Here is a 24,660-nt window from a genome sequence, read left to right as displayed (position 1 = left end):
CCCGTCGCCGGTGGGTCAGTATGTTGGCGCGGAACAGATACAACATACGCGTCAGTGGAGTGTTGTATCGCGTTCGGTCGGCAGTCGTCCGACAGGGGAGGTTGGCTTGACCACTCAGCTTCGAGCTCTGGTGACCGGCGTCTCGCGGGGAATCGGGCGCGCGACGGCGCTGCGGCTCGCCGAACAGGGCTACGCGGTGGCCGGTTGCTACAGCACCGCCAGCGAGGCGGCGGCCAAGACCCGGGCCGAGGTCGCGGCGTTCGGGGTGCCGGTGCACTTCGCGCCCTGCGACGTGACCGACCTGGCCGCGGTGGAGGCGTTCGTCGGCGCAGCCGAGGACGCGCTCGGGCCGATCGACTGTCTGGTCAACAACGCCGGCATCACCCGGGACAGCCCGCTGGTGCTCTCCAAGGAGGAGGACTGGTCGGCGGTGATCTCGACCAACCTCACCGGCACCTGGAACTTCTGCCGCGCGATGACCTTCCGCTTCATGAAGCGTCGGGCCGGCGTGGTGGTCAACATGTCGTCGGTGGCCGGCGTGTACGGCAACACCGGCCAGACCGCGTACGCCGCCAGCAAGGCCGGGATCATCGGGCTGAGCCGCTCGCTGGCCAAGGAGGTGGCCCGGTACGACATCCGGGTCAACGTGGTCGCCCCCGGCTTCATCGAGACCGACATGACCGACGCGCTCTCCGGCAAGCTGCGCGAACAGGCCCTCGGCCAGATCGCCCTGCGCCGCTTCGGCCGCGCCGAGGACGTCGCCGACCTGGTCGAGTTCCTCTGCTCGCCGCGCGCCGGGTACATCACCGGCCAGGTGTTCCAGGTCGACGGGGGGATCACGTTGTGAGCGCCCCGACCGTCACCACCCGCCGCTGCCCGCCCGGCGCCGCGCCGCTGGCCGCCGTCGACGACCTCCAGGTCACCGCCGTCGGCGAGCACGTCGAGGTGATCGCCGCGGTGCCGGTCCGCCCGGACGACCCGAACCTGTGCGGTCACTTCCCCGGCTTCCCGGTCTTCCCCGGCGTGTTCGTCCTCGAGGCCCTCGCGCAGGCGGTCGACATCGCGTTGCGTGGCGCCGGTCGGCCCCGCCTGCGGACGCGCGCGGTCGAGGCCGTGCGGTTCCTGGCGCCGCTGCTGCCACCGGACCGGTTGACCCTGGACATCAAGGCCGTCGCCGACGGGCCGGACCGGTGGGCGGTGACCGCCTCCGGCCGCCGGGACGACGGCACCGTGACCGTGACGATGCGCGCCCGCTTCGACGGCGGCGACCTGGTCGAGCCGACCGGGCCAGACCCGTCGGGCTCGCCCACCGTCAGCGGGGGAGGGCTCGGGCACCACCAGGTCCGGGCACTCCTGCCGCAGCGGTACCCGCTGCTGCTGGTCGACCGGGTGCTGGGGCTCGCCCCCGGGGACCGGATCGAGGCGGTCAAGACGGTCACCGCCACCGAGCCCTGCTACCGGGCGCTGACCGACGACGCGCCGCCCGGCGACTACGCCTACCCGGCGTCGCTGCTGGTGGAGTCGCTCGGGCAGACCGCCGCCCTGCTCTGGCTCACCGGGTCGAACACCCCGGTCGGCGACGAGCACGTGTTGATGTTCGTCGGGGCGCGCGACTTCACCTTCGACGGCGTCGCCTACCCGGGCGACGTGCTGCGTCACGTGGTCCACCTGGAACGGGTGATCGCCGACACCGCCTTCGCCACCGGCGAGACGTACGTCGGCGACCGCCGCATCGCCCGCGTCGGGACGCTGATGGCGGCCCGACGCCCGCGTACGGCGCTCACGGCCACGGCCGGCGCCGAGACCGCCACCTCGGGAACCGTCGGCGTCCCCACCGGACGGGAGTCCTCCCGGCCCGGGGTGCCGCCGGCTTCGTCAAACCTCCGCTGGAAAGGCTGACCTGTCATGACGCAGACCGACCCCCGCATGGCCGAACTCCGCGAGATCGTGGCGGAGGTGCTGGAGCTCGAGCCGGAGGAGCTCACCGAGACCGGCGACTTCGCCGAGGACTACGAGGCCGACTCGCTGCGGGCGATCGAGATCCTGGCGCGGATCGACAAGAAGTTCAAGATCGAGATTCCGCAGTCGGAGTTGCCGCAGCTCAACAACCTCAAAGCGGTCTACGACGCGGTGGTGCGTCACTCAGCCGACCAGGCCTGAGCATGAACCGGGTCGTGGTGACCGGGCTCGGCCCGGTGTCCAGCATCGGGATCGGCGTCTCCGCGTTCACCGACGGCCTGCGTGAAGGCCGATCCGGCATCTCGCCGATCCGCAGCTTCGACGCCAGCGGTTTCCCCCACCGCAACGCCGGTGAGGTACCCGGGTTCCGCCCGGAGGCGCTGCTGAACCGGATCGACGTGGCGCGTTGGGGGCGGTCCGCGCAGTTCGCGGCCGCCGCCGCACGCCTGGCCCTGGCCGACTCCGGTCTGGACCCGGCGGCGGTCGCGCCGGAGCGGGCCGGGGTGGTGGTCGGCACCACCAGCGGCGAGTCGGTGGTGGTCGAGGCGGTGACCGCCCAACAGGTCGAGTCCGGCTTCGAGGGCATGGACCCGGACCTGCTGCGGCAGGTGCCGGCGGGTCGGCTCGCACACGCGGTGAGCACCGAACTGGATCTGGCGGGGGAGTCGCTGACCCTGGCCACCGCCTGCTCGGCCAGCAACTACGCGATCGGCTACGCGTACGACATGCTGGCCACCGGTGAGGCGGAGGTGATGTTCGCCGGTGGCGCCGACTCGGTCTGCCGCTGGGCGCACGCCGGCTTCTACCGCCTGGGGGCGCTCACCGCCGACGCCTGTTCGCCCTTCGACCGGGACCGTTCCGGCATCCTCACCGGCGAGGGCGGGGCGATCCTGATGCTGGAGACCCTCGACCACGCCCGTGCCCGGGGCGCACGGATCTATGCCGAGGTCCTCGGGTACGGCGTCAACTGCGACGCCAACCACCCCGTCGCACCGGACCGGGGCAGCATCGCGGCCTGCATGCGCGCGGCCCACCGCAACGCCTCGGTCAAGCCGGCCGACGTGGACTACATCTGCGCCCACGGCACCGGCACCCCGGCCAACGACTCGGTGGAGGCCCAGGCCATCTTCGACGTCTTCGGTGACCGGGTGCCCCCGGTCAGCTCGATCAAGTCGATGATCGGGCACACCATGGGCGCGGCGAGCGGCTTCGGGGCGATCGCCGGGACTCTCGCCATCGCGCACGGTTTCCTGCCGCCCACGATCAACTGGGCCAATCCGGACCCGGCCCTGGCCGGGCTGGACCCGGTGCCGAACACCGCCCGGCAGGCCGGTGTCCGGGTGGTGCAGAACAACGGGTTCGCCTTCGGCGGCAACAACGCCATCGTCCTGATCGGAGCCGTCGAATGAGCGGGGTCGTGATCACCGGATGGAGTGCGGTCAGCCCGGCCGGGGTGGGCCGTACCGCGCTGGCCGAACGCCTGGCCGCCGTCGCGGCGGGTGTCCCGGCCGGCGTACCGGGCGAGCCACCCCGGGCCGAACCGGTCGACGTGACCACGCTGAGCGACGAGCCGTTGCCCACCCCGAACGGACACGCGCTGGTCGACTTCAACGTCCGCGACCACCTGGGCCGCAAGGGCACCAGCTTCTACGACCGGGCCACCGCGCTGTCCGTGGTGGCGTGCGGCGACGCGCTTCGCGACGCGGGCGTGGAACTGGACGACACCAACCGCGCCCGGCTCGGCCTGGTGCTCGGCACCTCGCTGGGCAGCTTCCGCTCCACCAGCGACTACACCCGGGAGACGCTGGTCCAGGAGAAGCCGTATCTGGTCAACCCGGTGCTGTTCCCCAACACCGTGATGAACTGCGCGGCCGGTCAGGCCGCCATCCGGCACGGCCTGCGCGGGGTCAACGCCACGGTGGCGACCGGCTCGCTGGCCTTCCTCGACGCGCTGCGTTACGGCAGCAACGCCATCGCCCGAGGTTACGTCGACGCGATGCTGGTCGGCGCGGTGGAGGAGTTCAGCCCGCACCGGGCCTGGACCACCTGGCTGACCGGGCACCCCGAGCAGCCGGTGCCGACCGGGGAGGCCGCCGTGGTCTTCGTGCTCACCCGCGCCGAACAGCCCGCCTGGGCCGGCGTGCGCCGGGAGGCCGAGGTGCTCGCGCTGGCCACCGCGTACGGCCCGGGTGGCGGCCCGGCCGCCGACCGGGCGTTGACCGGATGCGTCTCCCGGGCGGTCCGCCGCGCCGGCGTCGACCCGGCCGAGGTGGACTACGTCCTGACCGGCGAGACCGCCGAGGACGACACCGCCGAGTTCGACCCGGCCTGCGCGGCGCTCGGCCGGGTGCCGACCCGGATCCGGTCCAGCCGCCTCTTCGGGCGCTGCGACGCGGCCACCGGTGGGCTCGCGCTGGCCACCTTCCTCGCCACCGCACCGGCCGGCGACACGCCGCGCCTGGCGCTGATCACCTCGCGCAGCCCGGACGGCGGCACCGCTGCCGCCATCGTCAGGGGGTGGCCGGGTGCCGGCGCGTCTGACCGCTAGCGAGCTACGCACCTGCCTCGGCGACGGGGACCGGACCTTCGCCGGCCTGCTGGCCGGGGCCAGCGGGATCGGCCCGCTGAGACACGGCGCACCGACCGCCCTCAACGTCGCCCACGGCTACCATATCGACGACGGCGCGGACCGGGCCTTCGCGGCCAGCCGCTGGGTGGCCGAGTGCGCCGCCCGCGCGGTCGCCGCTGGTGCGCTGGACCCCCGACGCCGACGCGTGGTCGCCCTGGTCGGCACCGGCCTGCGGGAACTGGCCGCGGTGGAGGCGTACGCCACCGGCGGTGACGCGTTCGCCGCCCACCGGCTGCACTTCGGCGACGCGGTGCACGCGGCCGTGCCCGGCCTGCGGGAGGTGGTGACCGTCAGCAACGCGTGCAGCGCCGGTGGGCACGTCCTGGCCCTCGCCGAGGACCTGCTCATGCTCGGCGACGCCGACGCGGTGCTGGTCTGCGGCGTCGACGCGACCACCGAGTCGATGCTGGCGATGATCGGCCGCGTCGTCGACCACCCCACCGAGACGGTACGGCCCTTCGACGCCGACCGGCAGGGCGTACTGCTCGGCGACGGTGCCGCCGCAGCCGTGCTGGTGCCCGACGACGACACCCGACCCGCGCTGGCCCGGGTGGTGGCCACCGGCCTGTCCTGCGACGCCCACCACGAGACCGCCCCGTCGGTGGCCGGGATCACCCGCGCCATGCGGGACGCGCTGGCCCGCGCCGGCCGGGAACCGGCCGAGGTCGACCTGGTCGTGGCGCACGGCACCGGCACCGCCCTCAACGACCCGGCCGAGTGCGAGGCGCTCCGGCAGGTGCTGGTGAGCGGCGGCGCGGACCCGCTGGTGACCGCCGTGAAGGGCGCCACCGGACACACCTCCGGGGCCGCCGCGTTGGTCAACCTCGACGTGGCGCGCCGCTGCCTGAGCCAGGGCCGGGTGCCGCCGGTGGTGGGGTTGCGCCGTCCGCTGCCGGAGGGTGCCGGTCTGCGGTTTCCCACCGAGGCGACCGGGCACCCGGCCCGGCTGGTCCAGTCCGACGCGTTCGGCTTCGGCGGCGTCAACGCCGTCACCCTGGTGGAGGCCCCGTGACCAGCCCACTGATCGCCCCCGGCCCGACCCGGTCCACCGGCACCACCGCCTCGGTGACGGTGCGGGTGGCCGGGTGGAGCCTGCACCTGCCCGAGGCGGACGGTCTCGCCGCCGACCTGGCCGCGTGGTCCGACACGTCGGCGTCGCGGCTGACCGCCACCCTGGCCGACGCGGTGCCCGCCGACCGCGCCCACCAGGTCCTCGGCCGCAAGGGCCTGCTCTACAAGGAACCCGCCACCCGGCTCGCGCTCTGCGCGGTGCACCGCGCGCTCGGCCTGCCGCCCGGCCGCCACCCGCCCGACGGCGTCGACCCCCGGACCGCGGTGGTGGTCGCCGGCAACCTCGGCAACGTCGCCACCGTCGCCGACCTGGCCCGCACCGTGCACGCCGAGGGCGGTCGCGCGGTCAGCCCGCTGGCCGCCCCGAACGCGTCGAGCAACGTGGTGGCCAGCACCGTGGCGCTCTGGTTCGGTTTCGGCGCAGCCAACCTGATGGTCTGTTCCGGCGCCACCGCCGGCCTGGACGCGGTCCGCGCGGCGATGCTGCTGCTGCGCGCCGGACGGGCCGATCGGGTGCTGGTGGTAGGTGCCGAACCGGCCGACGAGGTGGCCACTGAACTGCACCAGGCGGGTCGCCCGGCTTTCCCGCTGCGCGCCGGTGCCGCCTGCCTGGTGCTCACCACCACCGCCGTACCCGGCACGGGACCCGTGCTCGGGCCGTCCGACGGGCGGGCCGCGTACCGCCGGATCGGGCCGGGTGGCTTCGACCCGGCGGCCCGCTGGGGGGACTGCTACGGCGCGGCCGGCGTGGTGAACCTGGCGCTGGCCGCGACGCTGCTGGACGCCGGAGCGCCCGGCCCGGTCACGGTCGCCTGCGGCGACGACACCGACGGCGTACGCGAACTGCTCCTCGACGCCGCCCCCGGAGCCGGCCGATGATCCCGGCCCCGACGCGACACGAGCTGACCCCCGGTGCGCCCGGGGGAGACCTGGTGGTCCTCGCCCACGGCCTGGAGGACTCCTGGGAGTCGTGGCGGCCGCTGGCCCGGGCCTTCGACCCCCGCTGGCACGTGGTCGCCCTGGACCTGCCGTGGCGGGCCGGTAACGACTACCGGTGGCGTCGCCAGGGCAGCCCGGCGCAGTGGCTGGCCGCCGGGCTGGCCGGGCTGCCCCGCCCGGCGGACACCATCGTCGCGCACTCCTTCGGCGCGAACGCGACGCTGGAGCTGCTGGCCGGCGGCCAGCCGGCGGCCCGCGCGACGGTGCTGATCTGCCCGCTGTACTGCCCGCCCGAGCAGCCGATCACCTGGCAGGTCTTCGACCGGGCCCGGCGTACCTTCGACCGGCACGTCCGCGACGGGCTGCGGCTGCGTGTCGGGGCGCGACTGCGCAAGCTGGACGCCGCGTTGCTCGACGCGATGTTCGCCAAGGCCATCGACCGGATCGGTCCGGCCGGCTTCCTCACCGTCTTCGACCAGTTCGTCAGCAGCGGCGGGTTGGCGCTGACCACGGTGGACATCCCGACGTTGATCCTCGCCGGCGGGGCCGACCCGACCCTGTCCCCGGCCGCCGCCGCCACGCTGGGCCGGGACATGCCCCGGGCCACCCTGCTGGTGCACGAGCACTACGACCACTTCTGCCACGTCCGCCACGCCGACGAGGTCGCGGATCAGGCCGCCCGGTTCGTCGGTGAGGCGAACCGGGTGACGGTACGTCCCTGACGACAGGAGCAGCCACCATGACCAGTGCGCCCACCGCCCCGCTGACCGTCCTGGTCGGGCGGCCCCGGTACGAGGGGGCCAACATCCGCACCTGGATCGGTTTCAAGCACTTCATCTATCTCGTCGAGGAGGCGGTGCTGCAGTGGCTGCGGGACCGTGGCCCCGGTGCCCGCGACCTGTTCCATGAGCACGGTCTGGGTGTCGAGATCGTCGACTGCTCGGTGCAGTTGCCGGCGGTGCTGGAGGTCGACGACGAGGTCCGGGTGGAGGTCACCGGCGAGTCCGCCGATCGACTGGCGGTGCGGATGACGGTGTTCCGCGACGACCGCGAGCAGGTGGTGCTGCGCGGCAAGGTCCGGGTGGCGCTGGTCGTCGAGCCCGCCGCCACCACCTCCGCGCCCGCCCCCGCGCACCTGGCGGAACTGGTGGTGCCCACCCTCGGCGCCGCCGCGACGGTGACCCGCCCCGACCACCGGCCGATCCGTCCCGGCGAGACGGTCGCCGACGTGCTCACCCCGGTCGGGTCCCGGTCGTTCCTGTGGAGCTGGCGGGCGCCCTACTTCTACTGCCACTTCTCCGACCGGGTGCAGCACTCCGGCTACGTCCGGGCGCTGGAGGAGGTGGTGGACCGCTTCCTGGCCGCCCGAGGCATCTCGGTCGGCCGGCTGGTCCGCGAGCGCTCCTGGATCCCGGTGGTCTCCCGGGCCCGGGTCCGGATGGTCGAGGCGGCCCGGATGGAGGAGGACGTGCACACCGTCCTCACCGTCACCGACGTGCTGCGCGGGGTCATGTTCGACGCGCGGATGGACTGCTACGTCCGGCGCGGCGAGCGGCTGGTGCACACCGCGACCGCGAGCATCCTGCACGGGTACGCGATCAGCGCCGGCCCGAACGCCGGCGAGCTGGCCGAGTTCGACGACGAGGTGCTGCGCGCGCTGGCCGGCGGTGTGGCGTGAAGCGGCGGCCCCGGCTGTACTTCTCCTTCCGCAGCCCGTACAGCTGGCTGGCGGTGCACCGGCTGCGTGCCGAGGTGCCGGACCTGTTCGAGCAGGTCGACTGGTTCCCGTACTGGGACCCGGACGAGAAGACCAACGCGGCACTGGCCGAGCGGGGCGCCGAGCTGCACTACGTGCAGATGAGCCGGGCCAAGCACCGCTACCTGCTGGTGGACACCAAGCGGCTGGCACAGCGGGCCGGGCTGCCGATGGCCTGGCCGATCGACGTGGACCCGTGGTGGGACCTGCCGCACCTGGCCTGGCTGCTGGCCCGCCGGGCCGGTCGGGCGGTGCCCTTCTACGACGCGCTGGTGGCGGCCCGCTGGGAGCGGGGCGAGGACATCTGCACCCCGGAGGTCGTCGCCCGGGCCGCCGCCGAGGCGGGCGTCGACCCGGTGGCCGCACAGAGCGCCCCGCAGGACGAGACGCTGCGCGCGGAGGGGGTCGACTGCCTGGCCGCCGCGTACGACGACGACATCTTCGGCATCCCGTACCTGCGCTTCGGTCGGCACCGCTTCTGGGGTCTGGACCGGGTGGACCACTTCCTGGCCGCGTGGCGACCGGAGAGCACGCCCACGGCGGACCCGAGTCCCGCCGTCCCGGCGGCGGTGCTCGCCGGTGCCGCCTTCGACACCGACACCGCGGGAGGCTGCGGATGACCGGACGTACGCCGGCCGAGGAACGTCTGCGTCGGCAGCGGCAACTGGCGGCTACCTGCCGACTCTTCGCCCGCTACGGGTTCGACGAGGGCGCCGGGGGCCACGTGACGGCCCGCGACCCGGAGGACCCGGACCGGTTCTGGATCAACCCGTTCGGGATGCACTTCGGACACGTGCGGGTCAGCGACCTGCTGCTGGTGGACGCGGGCGGGGAGGTGCTGGAGGGCACCGGACGGATCAACCCGGCCGGGTACGTCATCCACTCGCACGTGCACGCCGCGCGTCCCGACGTGGTCGCCGCCGCGCACACCCACTCCACCCACGGGCGGGCCTGGTCGGCGCTGGGTCGGCCGCTGGACCCGATCACCCAGGACGCCTGCGCCTTCTATCAGGACCACACCGTGTTCGCCGACTACACCGGCGTGGTGCTCGCCGACGAGGAGGGCAAGCGGATCGCCGACGCCCTCGGCGACACCAAGGCGGTGGTGCTGCGCAACCACGGGCTGCTGACCGTCGGCGGCTCGGTGGCGGAGGCGGCCTGGTGGTTCATCGCCATGGACCGCAGCGCCCAGGTGCAGTTGCTGGCCGAGGCGGCGGGCCGGCCGATCCTGATCGGCCCGGACGAGGCCGCCGAGACCCGGCGCGTCATCGGCACCCCGGGGATCGCCCGGCTGAACTTCCGGCCGCTGTACGCCGACATCGTGCGGGCCCAGCCGGACCTGCTGGACTGAGCCGGAGGGAACGCGATGGCCGTACTGCTGAGGGACCTGGCCGGGGCCACCGGCGAGCCGGCACTGACCGACGCCGACGGCGAGCTGGACTGGACCGACCTGGACGCCCGGGTCAACCGGTGGATCCGGCTGCTGCGCGCCGAGGGGCTGCGGGTCGGCGACACCATGGCGGTGGTCTGCGGCAACCGGCGGGAGACGTTCGAGGCGCTGCTGGCCGCCCTGCACACCGGGGTGACGGTGGTGCCGGTCAACTGGCACCTGACCGCGCCGGAGATCGCGTACCTGCTGGCGGACTCGGAGAGCCGCCTGGTGCTGACCGAGCCGGCCTACGCGTCCGTGGTGGACCAGGCGGTGCGGACCGCCGCCGTGCGGGTACGGCAGCTCGTGACGGGGGAGCACGACGTCGGCGACGCGGTCGCGGTCGAGCCACGGCTGGCGAGTCTGCCCGCCGACGAGCCGCCGGAGCAGGTCTGCGGCTCCACCATGCTCTACACCTCGGGCACCACGGGTGCGCCCAAGGGGGTCCGCAACGGACTGTTCCGCGCCGAGGCGCCGTTCGGGCGGGTGGAGCGGCTGCTGGCGTACGCCGGGCACGCCCTGCACGTGCCGGCGCGCGGCGCGGTGCTGCTGGTCGGTCCGTGGTATCACTCCGCGCAACTGTTCTTCGCGCTGCTGCCGCTGCTGCGCGGCAGTCGGCTGGTGCTGCACGAGCGCTTCGACCCGCAGGCGTTCCTGGCCGCGGTGGCCGCGCACCGGATCACCGCCTGCCATCTGGTGCCGACCCAGTTCGTCCGCCTGCTGCGGCTGGACGACGCGGTCCGGGCCGCCGCCGACGTCGGCAGCCTGCGGGTGGTGTGGCACGGCGGCGGACCCTGCCCGGTCGAGGTGAAACGACAGATGATCGGGTGGTGGGGGCCGGTGGTGGTCGAGTACTACGCGGCGACCGAGGCGGGGGTGGTCACGCTGATCGGTGCCGAGGAGTGGCTGCGTCGGCCGGGCAGTGTCGGTCGGGCGGTGCCCCCCAACGAGGTGGTCATCCTCGACCCGGACGGCGCGGTGCTGCCGCCCGGTCGCCCGGGGCGGGTCTTCGTCCGCCGGGCCGGGAAGACGTTCGAATACCACAACGCCCCGGAGAAGACCCGCGACGCGCATCTGCGTCCCGGCGTCTTCACCTACGGCGAGACCGGCCACCTGGACGAGGAGGGCTACCTCTATCTGACCGGGCGGGCCCGTGACCTGATCATCTCCGGTGGGGTGAACATCTACCCGGCCGAGGTCCAGGCGGTGCTCCAGGAACACCCGGCGGTCCGGGACGCGGCGGTGACCGGGGAACCCGACGACGAGTACGGCGAGCGGGTGGTGGCCGTGGTCGAACTCGATCCGCACCGGCTCGACCCGGCCGCCGCCCCCCAGGTGCTGGAGGCGTTCTGCCGCCGTTCGCTGGCCGGTTTCAAGGTGCCCCGCCGATGGCGGTTCGTCGCCGAGCTGCCGCGTGACGGCACCGGCAAGCTCCGCCACGACGTGCTGCGTGAGCTGCTGCGTCCGCAGACCACGGCGGGACGCTCGTGAGCCCGGTGACGCAGCGTCCGGACGTGGCGCACCCGGCCACGTACGGCGCCGGGGTGCCGCACGTCGAGTTCGCCCGGATGCGCCGCGAGGAGCCGGTGTCCTGGGTGCCCGAGCCGGCGCTGTGGCGGCGGGGCGGCGGCGGCCGGATGCTCAGCCAGGGATCGGGCTTCTGGGCGGCCACCAGTCACGAGGCGGTGGTCGCCGCGTCCCGGCAGCCGGAGCTGTTCTCCTCCGGGCGCAGGGGGGCGTTCCTGCCCGACCCGCGTACCGCCGCCGACCTGGAGCAGGCCCGCCAGCTTCTGGTCAACATGGACGCGCCGCAGCACTCGCGGATCCGCCGGCTGGTCACCTCGGTGTTCACTCCACGGGCGGTGCGGGCGCTGCACGACAGCGTCGCCGCCCACGCCCACGACCTGGTGCGGCGAGCGATCGCTGCGGACGAGTGCGACGTGGTCGCCGATCTCGCCGCCGAACTGCCCCTGCTGGTCCTCGCCGACCTGCTCGGCCTGCCACGCGAGGACCGGCACCTGCTCTACCGGTGGAGCAACAACCTGGTCGGCTTCGACGACCCGGAGTACGGCGGCGGCGACGTGGAGGCGTACCGCACCACCTTCGTCGAGGCGTTCCAGTACGCCCTCGCGGTGGCCGGTGAACGGCGTCGGTCGCCCAAGGACGACCTGATGACGCTGCTGGCGACCAGCGAGGTGGACGGTCGACGGCTGACCGACCGTGAGTTCTGTAGCTTCTGGCTGCTGCTCGTGGTCGCCGGCAACGAGACGACCCGACACCTCATCTCCGGTGGTGTGTCGGCACTGCTGGCCGAGCCGGCGCAGCGGGACCGGCTGGCGCGGGACATGTCGTTGTTGCCGGCGGCGACGGAGGAGTTGTTGCGGTGGGTCACGCCGATCATGCAGTTCCGGCGTACCGCCACTGAGGACACCGAGTTGTGCGGTCAGGCCGTCGCCGAGGGCGACAAGGTCGTGCTCTGGTACGTCTCGGCCAACCGCGACGGTGCCGTCTTCGACGACCCGGACGCCCTGCGGTTGGACCGGAATCCCAACCCACACCTGTCGTTCGGCATGGGCCCGCATTTCTGTCTGGGCGCGCATCTGGCCCGGCTGGAGGCGCAGGCGATGCTGCGGGAACTGGTGCCGCACCTGGCCCGCTTCGAGGTGACCGGACCCGCCGTCCGGCTGGAAAGCAACTTCGTTAACGGCCTCAAGTCATTGCCCGGACGCTTCATTCCGGACGGCTCCGCCGGGCCTGACGGAGCGTGAAGCGGTTGTTAACTACCGACGGTGATATCGTCATATGCCGGGTCGCTTCTGTGAGTAGGCCGCTCAATCCGCTAATCTGGTGTGAAGCGTTCAACCACCACACTGCCGGAGTGTGCAGTGTGATGTGACGAACAGCGGAGGGTGGCGATGAGTGACTACACAATCACGATCCGGGCCGAGGGTGCCGACACGGAAACCGTTATCTGTGTCGACATCGACGATTCCACGCCGCGCGTGGTCGAACTCGTGATGCGCGCCGGCAGCGGCATCTCGGCACCGACGCTTCCCTCGTTCGACCTGAATCTCTTACTACGCGCGCTGTTCCCGGCCGGCGGCGCGCCGGTGACTCCCGCCTCCGTCGTCGAGTCGCCCACCGAGGTCTCCGCCACCGAGCAGTCCTTCACCCCGGCCACCGGCAACCGGTCCGTGCGCTCCGGCGCCAACCGCGCCGGCTCCGGCACGACGCGACGCCGGACCGAGGCGGCGGTGCCGAAGGGGCGGGTCTACCGGCGCATGCCGGAGGACGTCGTCGAGGTCTTCAACCGCACCGGCACGGTCACCGCGGTGGCCGAGCACTACGGCGTGCCCCGGCACACCGCACAGGGCTGGATCGGCCGGCTGCGCCGCCGGGGCGGGTTCTCCGCCGCCTCCTGACACGTCCGTCCACCGGTGGCCGCGAGACGGGCCACCGGTGGACGTGGGGCGTCGCCTCGGGCAAATCGTGCCGGCTGCGCGGGATCAGACCGTGACGTGACCGGCGGGACTGCGCTCCGCCACCACCTCGGCGTCGACCTCCGCCGTCGCCAGGGCGGCCTGCCGCAACTGCGCCACGGCCTCGTCGAGGCTCTCGAAGATCGGGAACACCCCGTCGAGCTTCATGGTGTGCAGCACCGTGCGGATGAACCGCGACGGCGCGGCCAGGCACAGCCGTCCGCCCCGCTCGCGTACCTCCCGATGGGCCCGCACCAGCAGGCCGAGTCCGGCGGAGTCGATGACGTGGACGCCGTCCAGGTTCACCACGACCGTCCCGTGCACGTCGACCGCCTGCCGCAGCGCGACGCGCAACGCGTCCTCGGGACCGGCCACGGCCTCGCCGCCCACGGCGACCACGGGCGCGTCGTCGGCACCGCCGACGCCGATCGGCGTACCGTCGGCGCGCGGGGCCGGGCCGGCCGGCAGGGCACTGCACCGGGGGCAGCGGTGCGGACCGGTGGCGAACGGGGAACCGCTCCACCCGTGATCCGACACCAGCGTCCAGACCACCTCCGCGTCGGGCAGCACACACGCGGTGCCGGTGGTGGTGTCACCGCAGACGTCGCAGATCAGGGTCATCAGGTTGTCGTCCGGTACGACGGTCATTCGGCTTCCTCTCCGGTGCCGCAGCCGTGCGGCCGGGACACGGACTCGGGGGCGTCGGTGCGGTGCGCCGCCGCCGTACGGACTTCTCAGAGGGAGTCGGAACGTTCCTTGCCGGCGGTGGCGACCACGATCACCACGCCGACCGCGGCGAGACCGGCCTGCGCGACCAGCCCCAACAGGCTGAATCCGCGGAGGCCGGCGAGCCAGGCACTGATCGCGCCGAGCAGTGCGATGACCGCGCCGATGGTCATCGTGAGCCACAGCGGCACGGCGGGACGGCCGGGGACGACGAGCCGGCCCACGGCACCGACGGCGAGACCGACGACTAGGGCCGCGGCGATCCCGGCGATGGTCATGCTGCTCCTCGTACTCGCGATGTCGGTGCGTCGGCGACGGTGGGTCAGGTGCGTACGGTCACGGCCGCCCGGCCGTACCCGGCCGGCTGTGGTGTGACCTCCGGCGACGCGGGCTGCCGGGGCGGCACCACACCGGGTGCGGCCGGTGTGGTGCCGGTCGGTGTCCCGGCGTCGCCGCCCGGCTCCGGCGCGGTCCCGGCCGCGCCGTGCACCGGCAGGATCTGGTCCAGCCGGGCGGTCCGCAGGATGCGGGTGATACGGGGGTTGGGGTTACGGACCGCCAGCACCCCACCGAGGCGCACCATCCGTCGGTGCACGTCGAGCAGCAGGCCGATGGCGGCCGCGTCGATGTGCCGGCAGCCGGCCAGGTCGATCACGACCTGCTGGGGCCGCAGGGCCAGTAACTGGTCGAAGACCGCGCCGGTCTCCGGCAGGCAGGCCAGGTCGAACTCGGTGATGGACACCTCGACCAGCGGCACCGCGCATTCGGGGCGTCGTGGCGTGGTCACGTCGAGGGCCCCCTTCCTGGTAACCCGAGGCCGGTTCTCACCCTGCCCAGCGGGCTTGGCGGGCACCGCGCGGACGTATGACAGTTGCGTGACAAAAGCCCCGCAGGTCGGTGGCGGTTGGCCGCCCGGCCAGGGCTTGGGGATGATGCCGGTATGACAGCGGTACTGGTGATCGAGGACGACGACCGGATCCGGTTGGCGCTGCTGCTCGCCCTGGAGGACGAGGGCTACGAGGCCCGGGGCGCGGCCACCGCCGAGGAGGGCCTGCGCTCGCAGCGCCGGGACCCGGCCGACTACGTCCTGGTCGACCTGATGCTGCCCGGCATCGACGGCTTCGAGGGCATCCGTCAGCTCCGCCGCGACGACGACGTGCCGATCGTGGTGGTCAGCGCCCGCGACGACACCCACGACATCGTCGCCGCGTTGGAGGCCGGTGCCGACGACTACGTGGTCAAGCCGGTGGCGATCAAGGAGCTGACCGCCCGGCTACGGGCCCTGCGCCGCCGCGCCCGCACGGTGGCTCCGGTGGAGGAGTCGGTGCCGGTGCTCGCCTTCGGTGAGTTGGAGGTCAGCCCGGAGGCGGGGGAGGTGCGGCGGTCCGGTACCCCGGTCGCGGTCACCCGCACCGAGTTCCGGCTCCTCTGCGAGCTGGCCGAGCACGCCGGGCGGGTGCTCTCCCGGCAGCAGTTGCTCAGCCGGGTGTGGGGTTACGACACCGGCGACGAACGGCTCGTCGACGTGCACGTGGGTCGGCTCCGCCAGAAGATCGAACTCGATCCGGCCAACCCCCGGCACCTGGTGACGCTGCGCGGGCTCGGCTACAAGCTGCAGAGATGAGACCACGCCTCGGTCTGCGTGCCCGGGTCACCGCGGCGTTCGCCGTCGGCGCGCTGTCGCTGTCCGCCTCGATGGCCCTGGTGTCGTACGAGCTGACCCGCCGGACCCTGCTCGACGAGCGGGAACGCACCGTGCTGCGAGCGGCGTACTACGACGCGGAGGTGGTCCGGGCGGGCCTGGCCACCGACGAGCCGGACGTGGCGGAGGCGCTGCGCGCCCTGGACACCGGCACCAGCCGACGGGCGGTGCTGTACTTCAACGGCGAGTGGTACGGCCGGCGGGCCGACACCGGCACCACCCCGGCCATCCCACAGCGGTTGCAGGACCTGGTGATGGCCGGCGAGCCCGCCGTGCAGCGGGTCCGGGTCGCCGACCAACCGGTGGTGCTGGTGGGTGTGCCGTTGTCGGACTCGGCGGCGTTCTATGAGATCGTCTCGCTGCGGGAGCTGGACCAGACCTTCCAGGTGCTCGCGCTGGCGCTCACCGCCGTCGCGATCGTGGTGGCCGGTTCCGGGGCGGCGCTCGGCTGGTACGCCACCCGGCACGGGCTGCGCCCGCTCACCGCCGTCGCCGACGCCGCCGAGCGGATCGCCGCGGGCGACTTCACCACCCGGCTCGCGCCGGACACCGACCCGGACCTGACCCGGCTCTCCACCTCGTTCAACCGGATGGTGGACGAGTTGGCCCGCCGCATCGACCGGGACCGGCGTTTCGCCGCCGACGTCAGCCACGAGCTGCGGTCGCCGTTGCAGACGCTCGCCGCAGCCGCCAGCGTGCTGAGCAAGCGGCGGGAGAACCAGGACGAGCGGACCACCACCGCCGCCCGGCTGGTGGCCGACGAGATCGCCCGGTTCCAGCAGCTCGTCAACGACCTGCTGGACCTGGCCCGCAGCGATCAGCCGACACACCGGGAGCCGGTCGACGTCGGGGCGCTGGCCCGGCAGGCGTGCCGGGACCGGGACCTGCCAGAGTCGATGGTGCACCTCGCCCCGGACACCCCGGCCACCTGGCAGGTGGACCGGCGACGCGTGGCGCAGGTGTTGACCAACCTGCTCGACAACGCCGAACGCTACGGTGCCGGCCCGGTGGCGGTGTCGCTGTCCCGCGACGGTGACACCGGCGTGGTGGAGGTCGACGACGAGGGACCGGGGGTGCCGATGGAGGACCGGAAGGCGATCTTCGACCGCTTCGTGCGCGGCCGGGCGGCCAACTTCCGGGGTGGCGGCGACGGCACCGGCCTCGGCCTCGCGCTGGTGGCCCAGCACGCCGCCGCGCATGGCGGTGACGCCACGGTCAGCGACCGTCCCGAGGGCGGGGCACGGTTCCGGATCACGCTGCCGGGCAGCCTCGGATGAGGCGTACCGCCGGGCGGGTCTCGGCCGCCCTCGTGCTGACCCTGGTCGCCGCGTGCGGGGTACCCGCCGAGGACCAGCCCCGGACCGTGACGCCGCCGCCGGGCCCGTTCCCGTACACCGCGACGGCCGCCCCCACCGCGGCGGAGACCGGGGCCCTCACCGAGTTGCTCTACTTCTCGCGCGACGACCGGCTGGTGCCGGTGACCCGCCGGGTCGACCAGGTGCCCACTCCCGACGAGCAGCTCCGCGACCTGCTGGCCGGGCCGACGCCGGGGGAGCGGGACGACGGCGTCGGCAGCGCCCTGCCCGGGGCGCTGAGCACCGCCGTGGTGCAACTCGTCGGCGGGCAGGCCCGGGTGACGGTCACCCCGGCCGGCGCCGACACCGGCCGCAGCGACGAACTGCTCGCGTACGGGCAGATCGTCAGCACGCTCAGCGCCCGCCCCGACGTGTCGGCGGTGATCTTCCTGGACGGTGACGGCACTCCGCTGCGGGTGCCCCGGGCGGACGGTTCGCTCTCGGCGGATCCGCTCACCTCCGCCGACTACGCGGTGCTCGTCAGTCCTCGATGACGGGAGTTCCGCAGCTTCGTGACGGTTGCGTGACAAACACCTCAGCCCCCGCGCGGTGGCGTTTGACCGGTACGGCGGCAGGGGCACCACGTCGTCACACCAAAAGCGCGAAGGGACGGCTCTCGTGGAAATCACCGGCTTCTTCATGGCCATCGTCATCGGTCTGGTCATCGGCGCGCTCGGTCGGCTCGTGGTGCCGGGCCGGCAGCGGATCCCGATCCTGTTGACGATCCTGATCGGTATCGTGGCCGCGATCCTCGGCACGGTGGTGGCCGGACTGCTCGGCGTGGACGACACCGCCGGCATCGACTGGATCGAGCTGTTCATCCAGGTGGCCTTCGCCGCAGTCGGCGTGTCGATCGTCGCCGGGGCGTACGGGCGCCGCCGCTGATCCTCCTCCTTCGTCGGCCCGTTCCGGGGTGTTCCCGGGGCGGGCCGACGGCGTTTGGCGGTTCGGGTGACCACCGGACGCACGTACGTCATGACGGCTCGTATCCTTTGTGCGACCCGTCATGCGTACGACCGAGAGAGGACACGGCGTGAACGACCGGACCGAGACCTTGGAGTTCCAGGCCGAGGCGCGTCAACTGCTTCAGTTGATGGTCCACTCGATCTACTCGAACAAGGACGTGTTCCTCCGCGAGTTGATCTCCAACGCCTCGGACGCACTGGACAAGCTGCGCCTGGCGTCGATGGTCGACAAGGATCTCGACGTCGACACCGGCGACCTGCACATCGCCCTCGACGTCGACCGGGACGCCCGCACCCTGACCGTCCGCGACAACGGCATCGGCATGACCCGCGACGAGGTCGTCTCCGTCATCGGGACGATCGCCAAGTCCGGCACCGCCGAGCTGCTGCGCCAGTTGCGGGAGAACAAGGACGCCGGAGCGTCGCAGGACCTGATCGGCCAGTTCGGCGTCGGTTTCTACGCCGCCTTCATGGTGGCCGAGAAGGTCGAGCTGGTCACCCGGCGGGCCGGCGAGAGCGGCGGCACCCGCTGGGAGTCCGACGGTGGCGGCACGTACACGGTCGAGGCGCTCGACGACGCGCCCCAGGGCACCGCGGTGACGCTGCACCTCAAGCCCGTCGACACCGAGGACAACCTGCACGACTACACCGCCGAGTGGACCATCCGCGAGATCGTCAAGCGGTACTCCGACTTCATCGCCCACCCGATCCGCACGACCGTCGAGCGGCCCGGCGCGGACGACGCCCCGGCCACCACCGAGACGGTCACGCTGAACTCGATGAAGGCGCTGTGGGCCCGCCCGCGCAGCGAGGTCGAGCCGGCCGAGTACCACGAGTTCTACAAGCATGTCGGCCACGACTGGGCGGATCCCCTCGAGACCATCCACATGCGGGGCGAGGGCACCTTCGAGTACGACGCGCTGCTGTTCATCCCGTCGCACGCGCCGTTGGACCTCTTCGCCGCGCAGGGCCGTCGGGGCGTGCAGCTCTATGTCAAGCGCGTCTTCATCATGGACGACTGCGACGCGCTCATGCCCAACTACCTGCGCTTCGTCAAGGGCGTGGTGGACGCGCACGACCTGAGCCTGAACATCTCCCGGGAGATCCTCCAACAGGACCGCCAGATCCGCGCGGTGCGTCGCCGCCTGGTCAAGAAGGTGCTGGCCACCGTCAAGGACCTCAAGACCGGGCAGCCCGAGCGCTACCGCACCTTCTGGACCGAGTTCGGCGCGGCGGTCAAGGAGGGGCTGGTCGACGACACCGACAACCGGGACACCCTGCTGGAGATCGTCTCGGTCGCGTCCACGAACGACCCGGCGGAGCAGACCGACCTGGCCGGCTACGTCAGCCGGATGAAGGACGGCCAGACCGACATCTACTACGCCACCGGCGAGCACCGGGCCACCATCGAGAACTCCCCGCACATGGAGGCGTTCCGGGCCAAGGGCTACGAGGTGCTGCTGCTCACCGACCCGGTCGACGAGGTCTGGGTGGAGCGGGTCGGCAGCTACGACGGCAGGACGCTGCGCTCGGTCGCCAAGGGCCAGGTCGACCTGGACACCGAGGAGGAGCGCACCGAGGCCGAGGCCGAGCGGGAGCGGCAGCGCACCGAGTACGCCGCCCTGCTCGACTGGATGGGCGGGGTGCTGGCCGAGTCGGTGAAGGAGGTCCGCCTCTCCTCGCGGCTGACCACCTCACCGGCCTGCGTGGTCGGTGACGCCCAGGACCTCACTCCGACGCTGGAGAAGATGTACCGGGCGATGGGCCACGAGGTGCCGAAGGTCAAGCGCATCCTGGAGCTGAACCCGGGCCACCCGCTCGTCACCGGCCTACGCAAGGCCCACGAGCAGGGCGACACCGAGCCGGCCCTGGCCGAGACCGCCGAGCTGTTGTACGGCACCGCCCTGCTCGCCGAGGGCGGCGACCTGGCAGACCCGTCCCGCTTCGCCCGGATCCTCGCCGACCGCCTCGCCCGCACGTTGTAGTCGGTCACCGGAACGCGGGCCGCGCCCACACCGGGCGTGTGCCCGCGTTCCGGTACGTCAGGTCCCGCCCGTGCGAGGCGGCACCCGTGTTTCCGCATGTCGTGTCCCGTTCACAGATCTTGGTGCGGAACGGCCCTTCGGGGGGCGTGCCCGTACCACGATCCGCCGCGTCACCCGTGTGCGGTGGCCGGCACCGAGATGGGACCGAACGGCGTCGGCGGACAGTCGAGCCAGGCGTGGATTCTCGGGCGGCGGGGTATTGCGGCGGCCATGAGCGCGAGTGTGGTGGTGGACCCGGACCGGCCGCCGGCCCCCGACCTGGCGGTCGGCACGGTGGCGGTGGTGGCCCATCGGAAGAAGACGCTGGGCGGTGGCCTGGACGAACTGCGCGCCGCGCTGGTCGGCGCGGGAGTGCGGGACCTGCTCTGGTACGAGGTGCCCAAGAGCCGCAAGGCACCGAAGAAGGTGCGCAAGGCCCTCGACCAGGGCGCCGAGCTGATCTTCGTCTGGGGCGGCGACGGGATGGTGCAGCGCTGTGCCGACACCCTGGCCGGCACGCAGACCCCGATGGCGATCCTGCCGGCCGGCACCGCCAACCTCTTCGCCGGCAACCTGGGCATCCCGGAGGACCTGCCGGAGGCGGTACGGATCGGCCTGCACGGCCGACGGTGCCGCCTCGACCTCGGTCGGCTCAACGGGGAGCACTTCGCGGTGATGGCCGGCGCCGGGTTCGACGGCGACCTGATCCGGGAGGCGGACCGGGACATGAAGGGCCGCCTGGGCCGGCTCGCGTACGTCTGGACCGGCCTGCGCCACGTCCGTGGGGAACTGACCCGGACCCGGATCACCGTCGACGGTGACCTGTGGTTCGAGGGGGACGCGAGCTGCGTGCTCTTCGGCAACGTCGGCACGATCACCGGTGGCATACCCGCCTTCGACGACGCCCGCCCGGACAGCGGTTCGCTGGAGATCGGTGTCTCCATCGCCGGCGGTCCCGTCGACTGGGCGCGGACGCTCGGCAAGATGGCCACCGGCCGGTCCGAGGACTCGAAGTTCCTCCGGATCACCCGGGGTCGCAAGGTCAGGGTCCGCTTCGCCGAGCCGAAGACGTACGAGATGGACGGTGGCGCCCGGTCGCGGACGAAGCGCCTCAAGGTCAAGGTCGTACCCGCTGCCCTGACCGTCTGCTGCCCCGACGGGGAGTCGGCGGCCGCGCCACGGTGAGCCGGCGTTGCCGACGCCACACCACGGCGGCGGCGACGAGGCAGACGGTGGCGGCGAGGACGAGCGGTGGTCGGCCGCCCAGCAGCACGGCGGCGGACCCGAGCGGGATCGCCGCCGCGATCGGTCCGAACATGATCGTGTTGGCGGTCGCGGCGGCCCGGCCCAGCAGCTCGTCGGGGCTGTGCGTCTGCACGGCGGTGACGGCCGCGACGAGCGCCCACGGCAGGCCGACTCCGGCCACCACCGAGGCGACGACCACCGCCGGCCACCAGGGCAGACAGCGGCCCAGACAGCTCGCGGCGAAGAGCGCCACGCCGCCGACGGCGACGGTGGTCGGGCCGAACCGGGCGATCAGCCGACCGGCGACCAACCCTCCGACGATCGAGCCGAGGCCCTGCGTGCTGAGCAGGACGCCGAGGAAGGTCGCCGGCAGGCCGAGATCGTCGGTGACGACGGCGTACCCGGCGGCGGTGGTGAAGCCGGACGCGGCGATCGCCACGCCCGCGAGGACCACCGGCAGCCGCGTCGACGGCGACTCCCAGAGGACTGCGAGGCCGGCCCGGACTCCCGGGCGCCGGGACGCGGTTGCCGGTGCGGGACGCCGCAGCCGGAGCAGGGCGTACAGGGCGGCGACCAGGGCGGGCAGGAGTGCGGCGAGCAGCGCGACGAGGTGTCCGCCCTGCCAGGCGTACAGACCGGCGCCGGCCAGCGGGGCGACGATTTTGACGCCCTCCTGTGCGCTGGACCGCCATCCGTTGACGTGACCGAGTTCGTCCGGTGACAGCGCGGCGGGCAGCAGTGCGCTCTCGCCCGCGTCGACGAGCACGTACGCGACGCCGTACACCGTGGAGACGCAGAACAGGAGCCACACCTGCCCGGGTCCGCGTACGGCCAGCAGCGTTGGCAGGACGGCGGCCAGGGTCAGGTTGACCGCGATGACGAGCGGTCGTCGGGGTAGCCGGTCGACCAGGGCACCGCACCAGGGTCCGGCGAGGGTGGGTGCGTAGACGCAGAGCCCGGCGAGCGCGGCGAGGCTGCTGGACCGGGTCAGGTCGAGGATCCAGATTCCGGAGACCAGGGCCATGGCGCTGCCGCCGCAGCCGGAGAGCACGGAGATCGTCACGAACAGGATCGCGTTGCGCCGCACATGCCGCTCCCGGGTTGAGTCGAGGTGACTCATAGCCTCAACCCTTGAGTCGGCCAGGGGCAATAGTGTCGAGGCCCGTCAACGAGTCGTTGACAGAGCGGTGTCGAGGTGTCGCGCGATGGTGCGGACCGGGTTCGGCAGCCGTCGCCCGGCCCGGCGGAGGTCGGCGGCGACGTGTCTGGCCAGGTCGTACAGGGCGCCGGGTGCGGCCTCCAGGGCCAGCGCCGTGGTGTGTCGGGTCAGCGTGGCTCCGGGAAAGCGGCTGTCCCAGCGGCGATCGGCGTCGATCCAGCGCTGCAACCCGGTGAGCAGGGCACGAAGCGCGGCGACCTCACTCGGCCAGCGCTGGTCGGACTCGGCCAACCGCGCCCGACGGCGGGCGGCCAACCGCTGGCGACGCTGCTCGGCGGCCTGCCGGCTACCCAGTCCGAGCGCCGCCGCGATCTGCTGCCAGGCCGCGCCGGCCTGTCGGGCGCGGTCGATGAGATCCAGCTCCGCCTCGTCCAGCCGGTCTCGGGCTGCCGGGACGCCGGCCAGGTCGCCGAGTGGATCCTGCACGTGTCAACGTTATCTTGACAGCAGTGCGGCGGGTCGCCTGGCGACGACCGGGCCGACCCGCCGCTCAGGCGGCGGCGGAATCGCGGCGCGCACGCTCCGCGGCCCGACTCGGCAGTGCCGGCTGCGTCGACCATTCGCTCTGTCGTGTGGGTGCCGGTGGCGCGCTCGCCGTGCCGCCCTGGGCCAGGGCGAGCGCGCGTTGGGCCTGCTGCCACGGCGCGCACGGCCACTCCTGGCCGGCGCAGAGCAGGTGGGCGCAGTCCCCGTCCTCGGCCGGCGCGTGCGCGTCGGCGACGTGCAGGGCGAGTCGCCACAGCAGCGGATCTGTGACGTGTTCGGGGCGCTCGTGGGTTGTATCCGGCCGCTCGGTGGTGTATTCGGACATGCGATGTCCCCCCTCGTTGTCGAGCTTCCCGTTCCTGGTCTCCACTCTGCGCCCAGGTCAAACGCCTACCGCCGGGTTGGCGGGGGAGGCGGGCGTGACAAATTCGGCCCCCCGGGATTATTGACAGTGGTCGCTTGTTGCGTGAAAGTTGTGCGCAATCGATTACCCTCCACATCCGAGGTGTGACGCTGCGCAATCGGTGACGCGGGCGGCGTCCACTCCGGACGCTCCGTGCCGCCCGCTTTCCGCGGGCCGAGGCGCGGGGCGACGCCCACCCCATCACCTCCGCGCGCCGAGAAGGGGCCACAAGCCTCATGTCCGAGTTCCGTACCCGTTCCCCGTGGCGACGCCGGATCGCCGTCTCCTCCGTGTTGGCGGCCGGCGCGGCAGTGCTGCTGGTCAGCCCCGCCGCCGCCATCGTCCCGCAGGCCACCGCCCCGACCGCCAGGACCGCCGCCACGATCGACTCGGGCACTTCGTCGGTGCCGCCTGTGTTGCAGTCGCGCTTTGCCGGAGCCGGCGCCACACCGTCGGCCGACGGGTCGGAGGCGGTGCGGTCGACATCGGACCGCGCGGCGGCGCGCGACCGCATCGTCCGGCCGCTGCCCACCGTCTCGCCGGGATCGCCCGGTGCGTACAAGGTGGTGACCGGCGACCTGTATCCGCGCCACGTCGCTTTCGAGCAGGTCAAGGGCACGCCGGCCGGACATTCGGTGTGGCGTGTCCTGTACGGCATGAAGTATGTGGGCGGACTCGTCGGTGAGACCGAGGACGTCGAGTTCCAGATCCTGGACCGCGAGGGCAACGGCACCATCGACAGCGCCGGGGTCTTCGCCGGCACCCTGGACGGGCTGGAGGGCGGCTTCGTCTTCGAGTCCGAGGGTAAGCAGAGCGCCGATGGCACGTTCACGATGATCTTCGACATCACGCCGGGTACGGGCTACGGCAAGCTGACGGGTCTGACCGGCAGCTTCACGGTGGTGGCGTCCCGCGACCACTGCGGACCGAGGGACACCCCGGAGACGTGCGAGACGCTGGTCTCGTACAGCCTCGGTTACAGCCTTCCGTAACCCGGAAGCCGCGCACGGCGCCGCGTTCGACCCTTCCGCGACGGCGGGTCGGACGCGGCGTCCGTGCTCAGCGGGGGTGCGTGCGGCGGCGCTGTCCATACTTCGAGACGATTGACAGATGACCTTCGCCAGGTGAGAGTGGTCCGCAACCTGATCACTCCTACCTCTCGACGTGTGACGCTGCGTAATCGGCGATGCGGGCGGTGTCCATGTCGGATGTACCTGGCCGTGGTTGTCCCCGGAGCTGAGACAGCCGAGGTGAGGTGCGAACCCCCACACCC

The 24,660-nt window shown here is 72.8% G+C and carries 27 protein-coding genes; 21 read left to right on the top strand and 6 right to left on the bottom strand.

What is annotated here, in order from left to right; all coding sequences use genetic code 11:
* Positions 1–106 precede the first annotated feature (106 nt).
* The 14 genes from fabG (at position 107) to ABT008_RS07895 (ending at position 13,205) form a co-directional block, all read left to right on the top strand.
* The gene (fabG, locus tag ABT008_RS07960) at positions 107–847 is read left to right on the top strand and encodes a 3-oxoacyl-[acyl-carrier-protein] reductase (protein WP_350694635.1); all 741 of its coding nucleotides are present in this window, start codon (positions 107–109) and stop codon (positions 845–847) included.
* Positions 844–1,899: a 3-hydroxyacyl-ACP dehydratase FabZ family protein gene (locus ABT008_RS07955; protein ID WP_350694633.1), complete on the top strand. Its 1,056-nt coding sequence runs from the start codon at positions 844–846 to the stop codon at positions 1,897–1,899. The genes fabG and ABT008_RS07955 overlap by 4 nt, the downstream gene beginning before the upstream one ends.
* A 6-nt stretch (positions 1,900–1,905) precedes the next feature.
* A complete protein-coding gene (locus ABT008_RS07950) occupies positions 1,906–2,160 on the top strand; it encodes an acyl carrier protein (protein ID WP_117227778.1) in 255 nt (84 codons plus the stop codon).
* A 2-nt stretch (positions 2,161–2,162) separates the two neighbouring features.
* Positions 2,163–3,368, top strand: coding sequence for a beta-ketoacyl-[acyl-carrier-protein] synthase family protein (locus ABT008_RS07945; RefSeq protein WP_350694631.1), 1,206 nt, complete (start codon positions 2,163–2,165; stop codon positions 3,366–3,368).
* Positions 3,365–4,507, top strand: coding sequence for a beta-ketoacyl synthase N-terminal-like domain-containing protein (locus ABT008_RS07940; protein WP_350694629.1), 1,143 nt, complete (start codon positions 3,365–3,367; stop codon positions 4,505–4,507). Before ABT008_RS07945 ends, ABT008_RS07940 begins: the two co-directional genes overlap by 4 nt.
* Positions 4,485–5,600, top strand: a complete 1,116-nt coding sequence (locus tag ABT008_RS07935; protein ID WP_350694627.1) for a beta-ketoacyl synthase N-terminal-like domain-containing protein — start codon at positions 4,485–4,487, stop codon at positions 5,598–5,600. Before ABT008_RS07940 ends, ABT008_RS07935 begins: the two co-directional genes overlap by 23 nt.
* On the top strand, positions 5,597–6,538 hold the full coding sequence (locus tag ABT008_RS07930; RefSeq protein WP_350694625.1) for a beta-ketoacyl synthase N-terminal-like domain-containing protein: 942 nt from the start codon (positions 5,597–5,599) through the stop codon (positions 6,536–6,538). Before ABT008_RS07935 ends, ABT008_RS07930 begins: the two co-directional genes overlap by 4 nt.
* Positions 6,535–7,320, top strand: a complete 786-nt coding sequence (locus ABT008_RS07925) for an alpha/beta fold hydrolase (RefSeq protein WP_350694623.1) — start codon at positions 6,535–6,537, stop codon at positions 7,318–7,320. The genes ABT008_RS07930 and ABT008_RS07925 overlap by 4 nt, the downstream gene beginning before the upstream one ends.
* A 17-nt stretch (positions 7,321–7,337) precedes the next feature.
* Positions 7,338–8,276 carry a thioesterase family protein gene (locus ABT008_RS07920; protein WP_350694622.1) on the top strand — a complete coding sequence of 313 codons (939 nt, stop codon included), beginning with the start codon at positions 7,338–7,340 and terminating at the stop codon, positions 8,274–8,276.
* The gene (locus ABT008_RS07915) at positions 8,273–8,974 is read left to right on the top strand and encodes a 2-hydroxychromene-2-carboxylate isomerase (RefSeq protein WP_350694621.1); all 702 of its coding nucleotides are present in this window, start codon (positions 8,273–8,275) and stop codon (positions 8,972–8,974) included. Before ABT008_RS07920 ends, ABT008_RS07915 begins: the two co-directional genes overlap by 4 nt.
* Entirely contained in the window at positions 8,971–9,705 is a 735-nt protein-coding gene (locus ABT008_RS07910; RefSeq protein ID WP_117227770.1) for a class II aldolase/adducin family protein, read from the top strand. Before ABT008_RS07915 ends, ABT008_RS07910 begins: the two co-directional genes overlap by 4 nt.
* A gap of 15 nt (positions 9,706–9,720) precedes the next feature.
* Complete coding sequence (locus tag ABT008_RS07905; protein ID WP_350694619.1) at positions 9,721–11,274, top strand: AMP-binding protein; 1,554 nt, start codon at positions 9,721–9,723, stop codon at positions 11,272–11,274.
* Between the two features lie 5 nt (positions 11,275–11,279).
* Complete coding sequence (locus ABT008_RS07900) at positions 11,280–12,551, top strand: cytochrome P450 (RefSeq protein ID WP_350694617.1); 1,272 nt, start codon at positions 11,280–11,282, stop codon at positions 12,549–12,551.
* A gap of 147 nt (positions 12,552–12,698) precedes the next feature.
* Positions 12,699–13,205, top strand: coding sequence for a hypothetical protein (locus ABT008_RS07895; RefSeq protein WP_350694615.1), 507 nt, complete (start codon positions 12,699–12,701; stop codon positions 13,203–13,205).
* A gap of 84 nt (positions 13,206–13,289) precedes the next feature.
* On the opposite strand, the gene ABT008_RS07890 is transcribed toward ABT008_RS07895, so the two are convergent.
* From ABT008_RS07890 to ABT008_RS07880, 3 genes are all read right to left on the bottom strand, one after another.
* On the bottom strand, positions 13,290–13,910 hold the full coding sequence (locus tag ABT008_RS07890) for an STAS domain-containing protein (RefSeq protein WP_350694614.1): 621 nt from the start codon (positions 13,908–13,910) through the stop codon (positions 13,290–13,292).
* 86 nt (positions 13,911–13,996) lie between these two features.
* The gene (locus ABT008_RS07885) at positions 13,997–14,266 is read right to left on the bottom strand and encodes a GlsB/YeaQ/YmgE family stress response membrane protein (RefSeq protein WP_131053910.1); all 270 of its coding nucleotides are present in this window, start codon (positions 14,264–14,266) and stop codon (positions 13,997–13,999) included.
* A gap of 44 nt (positions 14,267–14,310) precedes the next feature.
* The gene (locus ABT008_RS07880; RefSeq protein ID WP_350694612.1) at positions 14,311–14,775 is read right to left on the bottom strand and encodes an STAS domain-containing protein; all 465 of its coding nucleotides are present in this window, start codon (positions 14,773–14,775) and stop codon (positions 14,311–14,313) included.
* Positions 14,776–14,928: 153 nt separating this feature from the next.
* Here ABT008_RS07880 and ABT008_RS07875 point away from each other — a divergent pair, with 153 nt between their 5' ends.
* The 6 genes from ABT008_RS07875 to ABT008_RS07850 all read left to right on the top strand — a co-directional run bounded on the left by ABT008_RS07875 (position 14,929) and on the right by ABT008_RS07850 (position 21,219).
* Positions 14,929–15,612: a response regulator transcription factor gene (locus ABT008_RS07875; RefSeq protein ID WP_350694610.1), complete on the top strand. Its 684-nt coding sequence runs from the start codon at positions 14,929–14,931 to the stop codon at positions 15,610–15,612.
* Entirely contained in the window at positions 15,609–16,967 is a 1,359-nt protein-coding gene (locus ABT008_RS07870) for a sensor histidine kinase (RefSeq protein WP_350694608.1), read from the top strand. Before ABT008_RS07875 ends, ABT008_RS07870 begins: the two co-directional genes overlap by 4 nt.
* Complete coding sequence (locus tag ABT008_RS07865; protein ID WP_350694606.1) at positions 16,964–17,539, top strand: GerMN domain-containing protein; 576 nt, start codon at positions 16,964–16,966, stop codon at positions 17,537–17,539. The genes ABT008_RS07870 and ABT008_RS07865 overlap by 4 nt, the downstream gene beginning before the upstream one ends.
* A 124-nt stretch (positions 17,540–17,663) precedes the next feature.
* A complete protein-coding gene (locus tag ABT008_RS07860; protein WP_350694605.1) occupies positions 17,664–17,930 on the top strand; it encodes a GlsB/YeaQ/YmgE family stress response membrane protein in 267 nt (88 codons plus the stop codon).
* Positions 17,931–18,078: 148 nt separating this feature from the next.
* On the top strand, positions 18,079–19,995 hold the full coding sequence (gene htpG / locus ABT008_RS07855; RefSeq protein ID WP_350694603.1) for a molecular chaperone HtpG: 1,917 nt from the start codon (positions 18,079–18,081) through the stop codon (positions 19,993–19,995).
* Between the two features lie 270 nt (positions 19,996–20,265).
* Positions 20,266–21,219 carry a diacylglycerol/lipid kinase family protein gene (locus ABT008_RS07850; RefSeq protein ID WP_350694601.1) on the top strand — a complete coding sequence of 318 codons (954 nt, stop codon included), beginning with the start codon at positions 20,266–20,268 and terminating at the stop codon, positions 21,217–21,219.
* Here ABT008_RS07850 and ABT008_RS07845 read toward each other — a convergent pair.
* The 3 genes from ABT008_RS07845 to ABT008_RS07835 all read right to left on the bottom strand — a co-directional run bounded on the left by ABT008_RS07845 (position 21,152) and on the right by ABT008_RS07835 (position 23,309).
* Entirely contained in the window at positions 21,152–22,366 is a 1,215-nt protein-coding gene (locus ABT008_RS07845) for an MFS transporter (protein WP_350694945.1), read from the bottom strand. The two genes, ABT008_RS07850 and ABT008_RS07845, sit on opposite strands and share 68 nt — an antisense overlap.
* A gap of 78 nt (positions 22,367–22,444) precedes the next feature.
* A complete protein-coding gene (locus ABT008_RS07840) occupies positions 22,445–22,924 on the bottom strand; it encodes a hypothetical protein (RefSeq protein ID WP_350694599.1) in 480 nt (159 codons plus the stop codon).
* Positions 22,925–22,988: 64 nt separating this feature from the next.
* The gene (locus ABT008_RS07835; protein WP_350694598.1) at positions 22,989–23,309 is read right to left on the bottom strand and encodes a hypothetical protein; all 321 of its coding nucleotides are present in this window, start codon (positions 23,307–23,309) and stop codon (positions 22,989–22,991) included.
* Between the two features lie 314 nt (positions 23,310–23,623).
* Here ABT008_RS07835 and ABT008_RS07830 point away from each other — a divergent pair, with 314 nt between their 5' ends.
* The gene (locus ABT008_RS07830) at positions 23,624–24,379 is read left to right on the top strand and encodes a DUF3224 domain-containing protein (protein ID WP_350694597.1); all 756 of its coding nucleotides are present in this window, start codon (positions 23,624–23,626) and stop codon (positions 24,377–24,379) included.
* Positions 24,380–24,660 lie beyond the last annotated feature (281 nt).

The organism is Micromonospora sp. NPDC002389 (assembly GCF_040296095.1).
GTDB lineage: Bacteria > Actinomycetota > Actinomycetes > Mycobacteriales > Micromonosporaceae > Micromonospora.
The sequence above is the reverse complement of the archived record's forward strand: the minus strand, read 5'-3'. Positions and strand labels throughout refer to the sequence as shown.

Coding starts and splice junctions, on each gene's coding strand:
- ABT008_RS07850 (WP_350694601.1), top strand. CDS start 20,266: ATGAGCGCGAGTGTGGTGGTGGACCCGGACCGGCCGCCGGCCCCCGAC.
- ABT008_RS07925 (WP_350694623.1), top strand. CDS start 6,535: ATGATCCCGGCCCCGACGCGACACGAGCTGACCCCCGGTGCGCCCGGG.
- ABT008_RS07940 (WP_350694629.1), top strand. CDS start 3,365: ATGAGCGGGGTCGTGATCACCGGATGGAGTGCGGTCAGCCCGGCCGGG.
- ABT008_RS07910 (WP_117227770.1), top strand. CDS start 8,971: ATGACCGGACGTACGCCGGCCGAGGAACGTCTGCGTCGGCAGCGGCAA.
- ABT008_RS07835 (WP_350694598.1), bottom strand. CDS start 23,309: ATGTCCGAATACACCACCGAGCGGCCGGATACAACCCACGAGCGCCCC.
- ABT008_RS07885 (WP_131053910.1), bottom strand. CDS start 14,266: ATGACCATCGCCGGGATCGCCGCGGCCCTAGTCGTCGGTCTCGCCGTC.
- ABT008_RS07890 (WP_350694614.1), bottom strand. CDS start 13,910: ATGACCGTCGTACCGGACGACAACCTGATGACCCTGATCTGCGACGTC.
- ABT008_RS07950 (WP_117227778.1), top strand. CDS start 1,906: ATGACGCAGACCGACCCCCGCATGGCCGAACTCCGCGAGATCGTGGCG.
- ABT008_RS07875 (WP_350694610.1), top strand. CDS start 14,929: ATGACAGCGGTACTGGTGATCGAGGACGACGACCGGATCCGGTTGGCG.
- ABT008_RS07945 (WP_350694631.1), top strand. CDS start 2,163: ATGAACCGGGTCGTGGTGACCGGGCTCGGCCCGGTGTCCAGCATCGGG.
- ABT008_RS07895 (WP_350694615.1), top strand. CDS start 12,699: ATGAGTGACTACACAATCACGATCCGGGCCGAGGGTGCCGACACGGAA.
- ABT008_RS07865 (WP_350694606.1), top strand. CDS start 16,964: ATGAGGCGTACCGCCGGGCGGGTCTCGGCCGCCCTCGTGCTGACCCTG.
- ABT008_RS07830 (WP_350694597.1), top strand. CDS start 23,624: ATGTCCGAGTTCCGTACCCGTTCCCCGTGGCGACGCCGGATCGCCGTC.
- ABT008_RS07920 (WP_350694622.1), top strand. CDS start 7,338: ATGACCAGTGCGCCCACCGCCCCGCTGACCGTCCTGGTCGGGCGGCCC.
- ABT008_RS07905 (WP_350694619.1), top strand. CDS start 9,721: ATGGCCGTACTGCTGAGGGACCTGGCCGGGGCCACCGGCGAGCCGGCA.
- ABT008_RS07870 (WP_350694608.1), top strand. CDS start 15,609: ATGAGACCACGCCTCGGTCTGCGTGCCCGGGTCACCGCGGCGTTCGCC.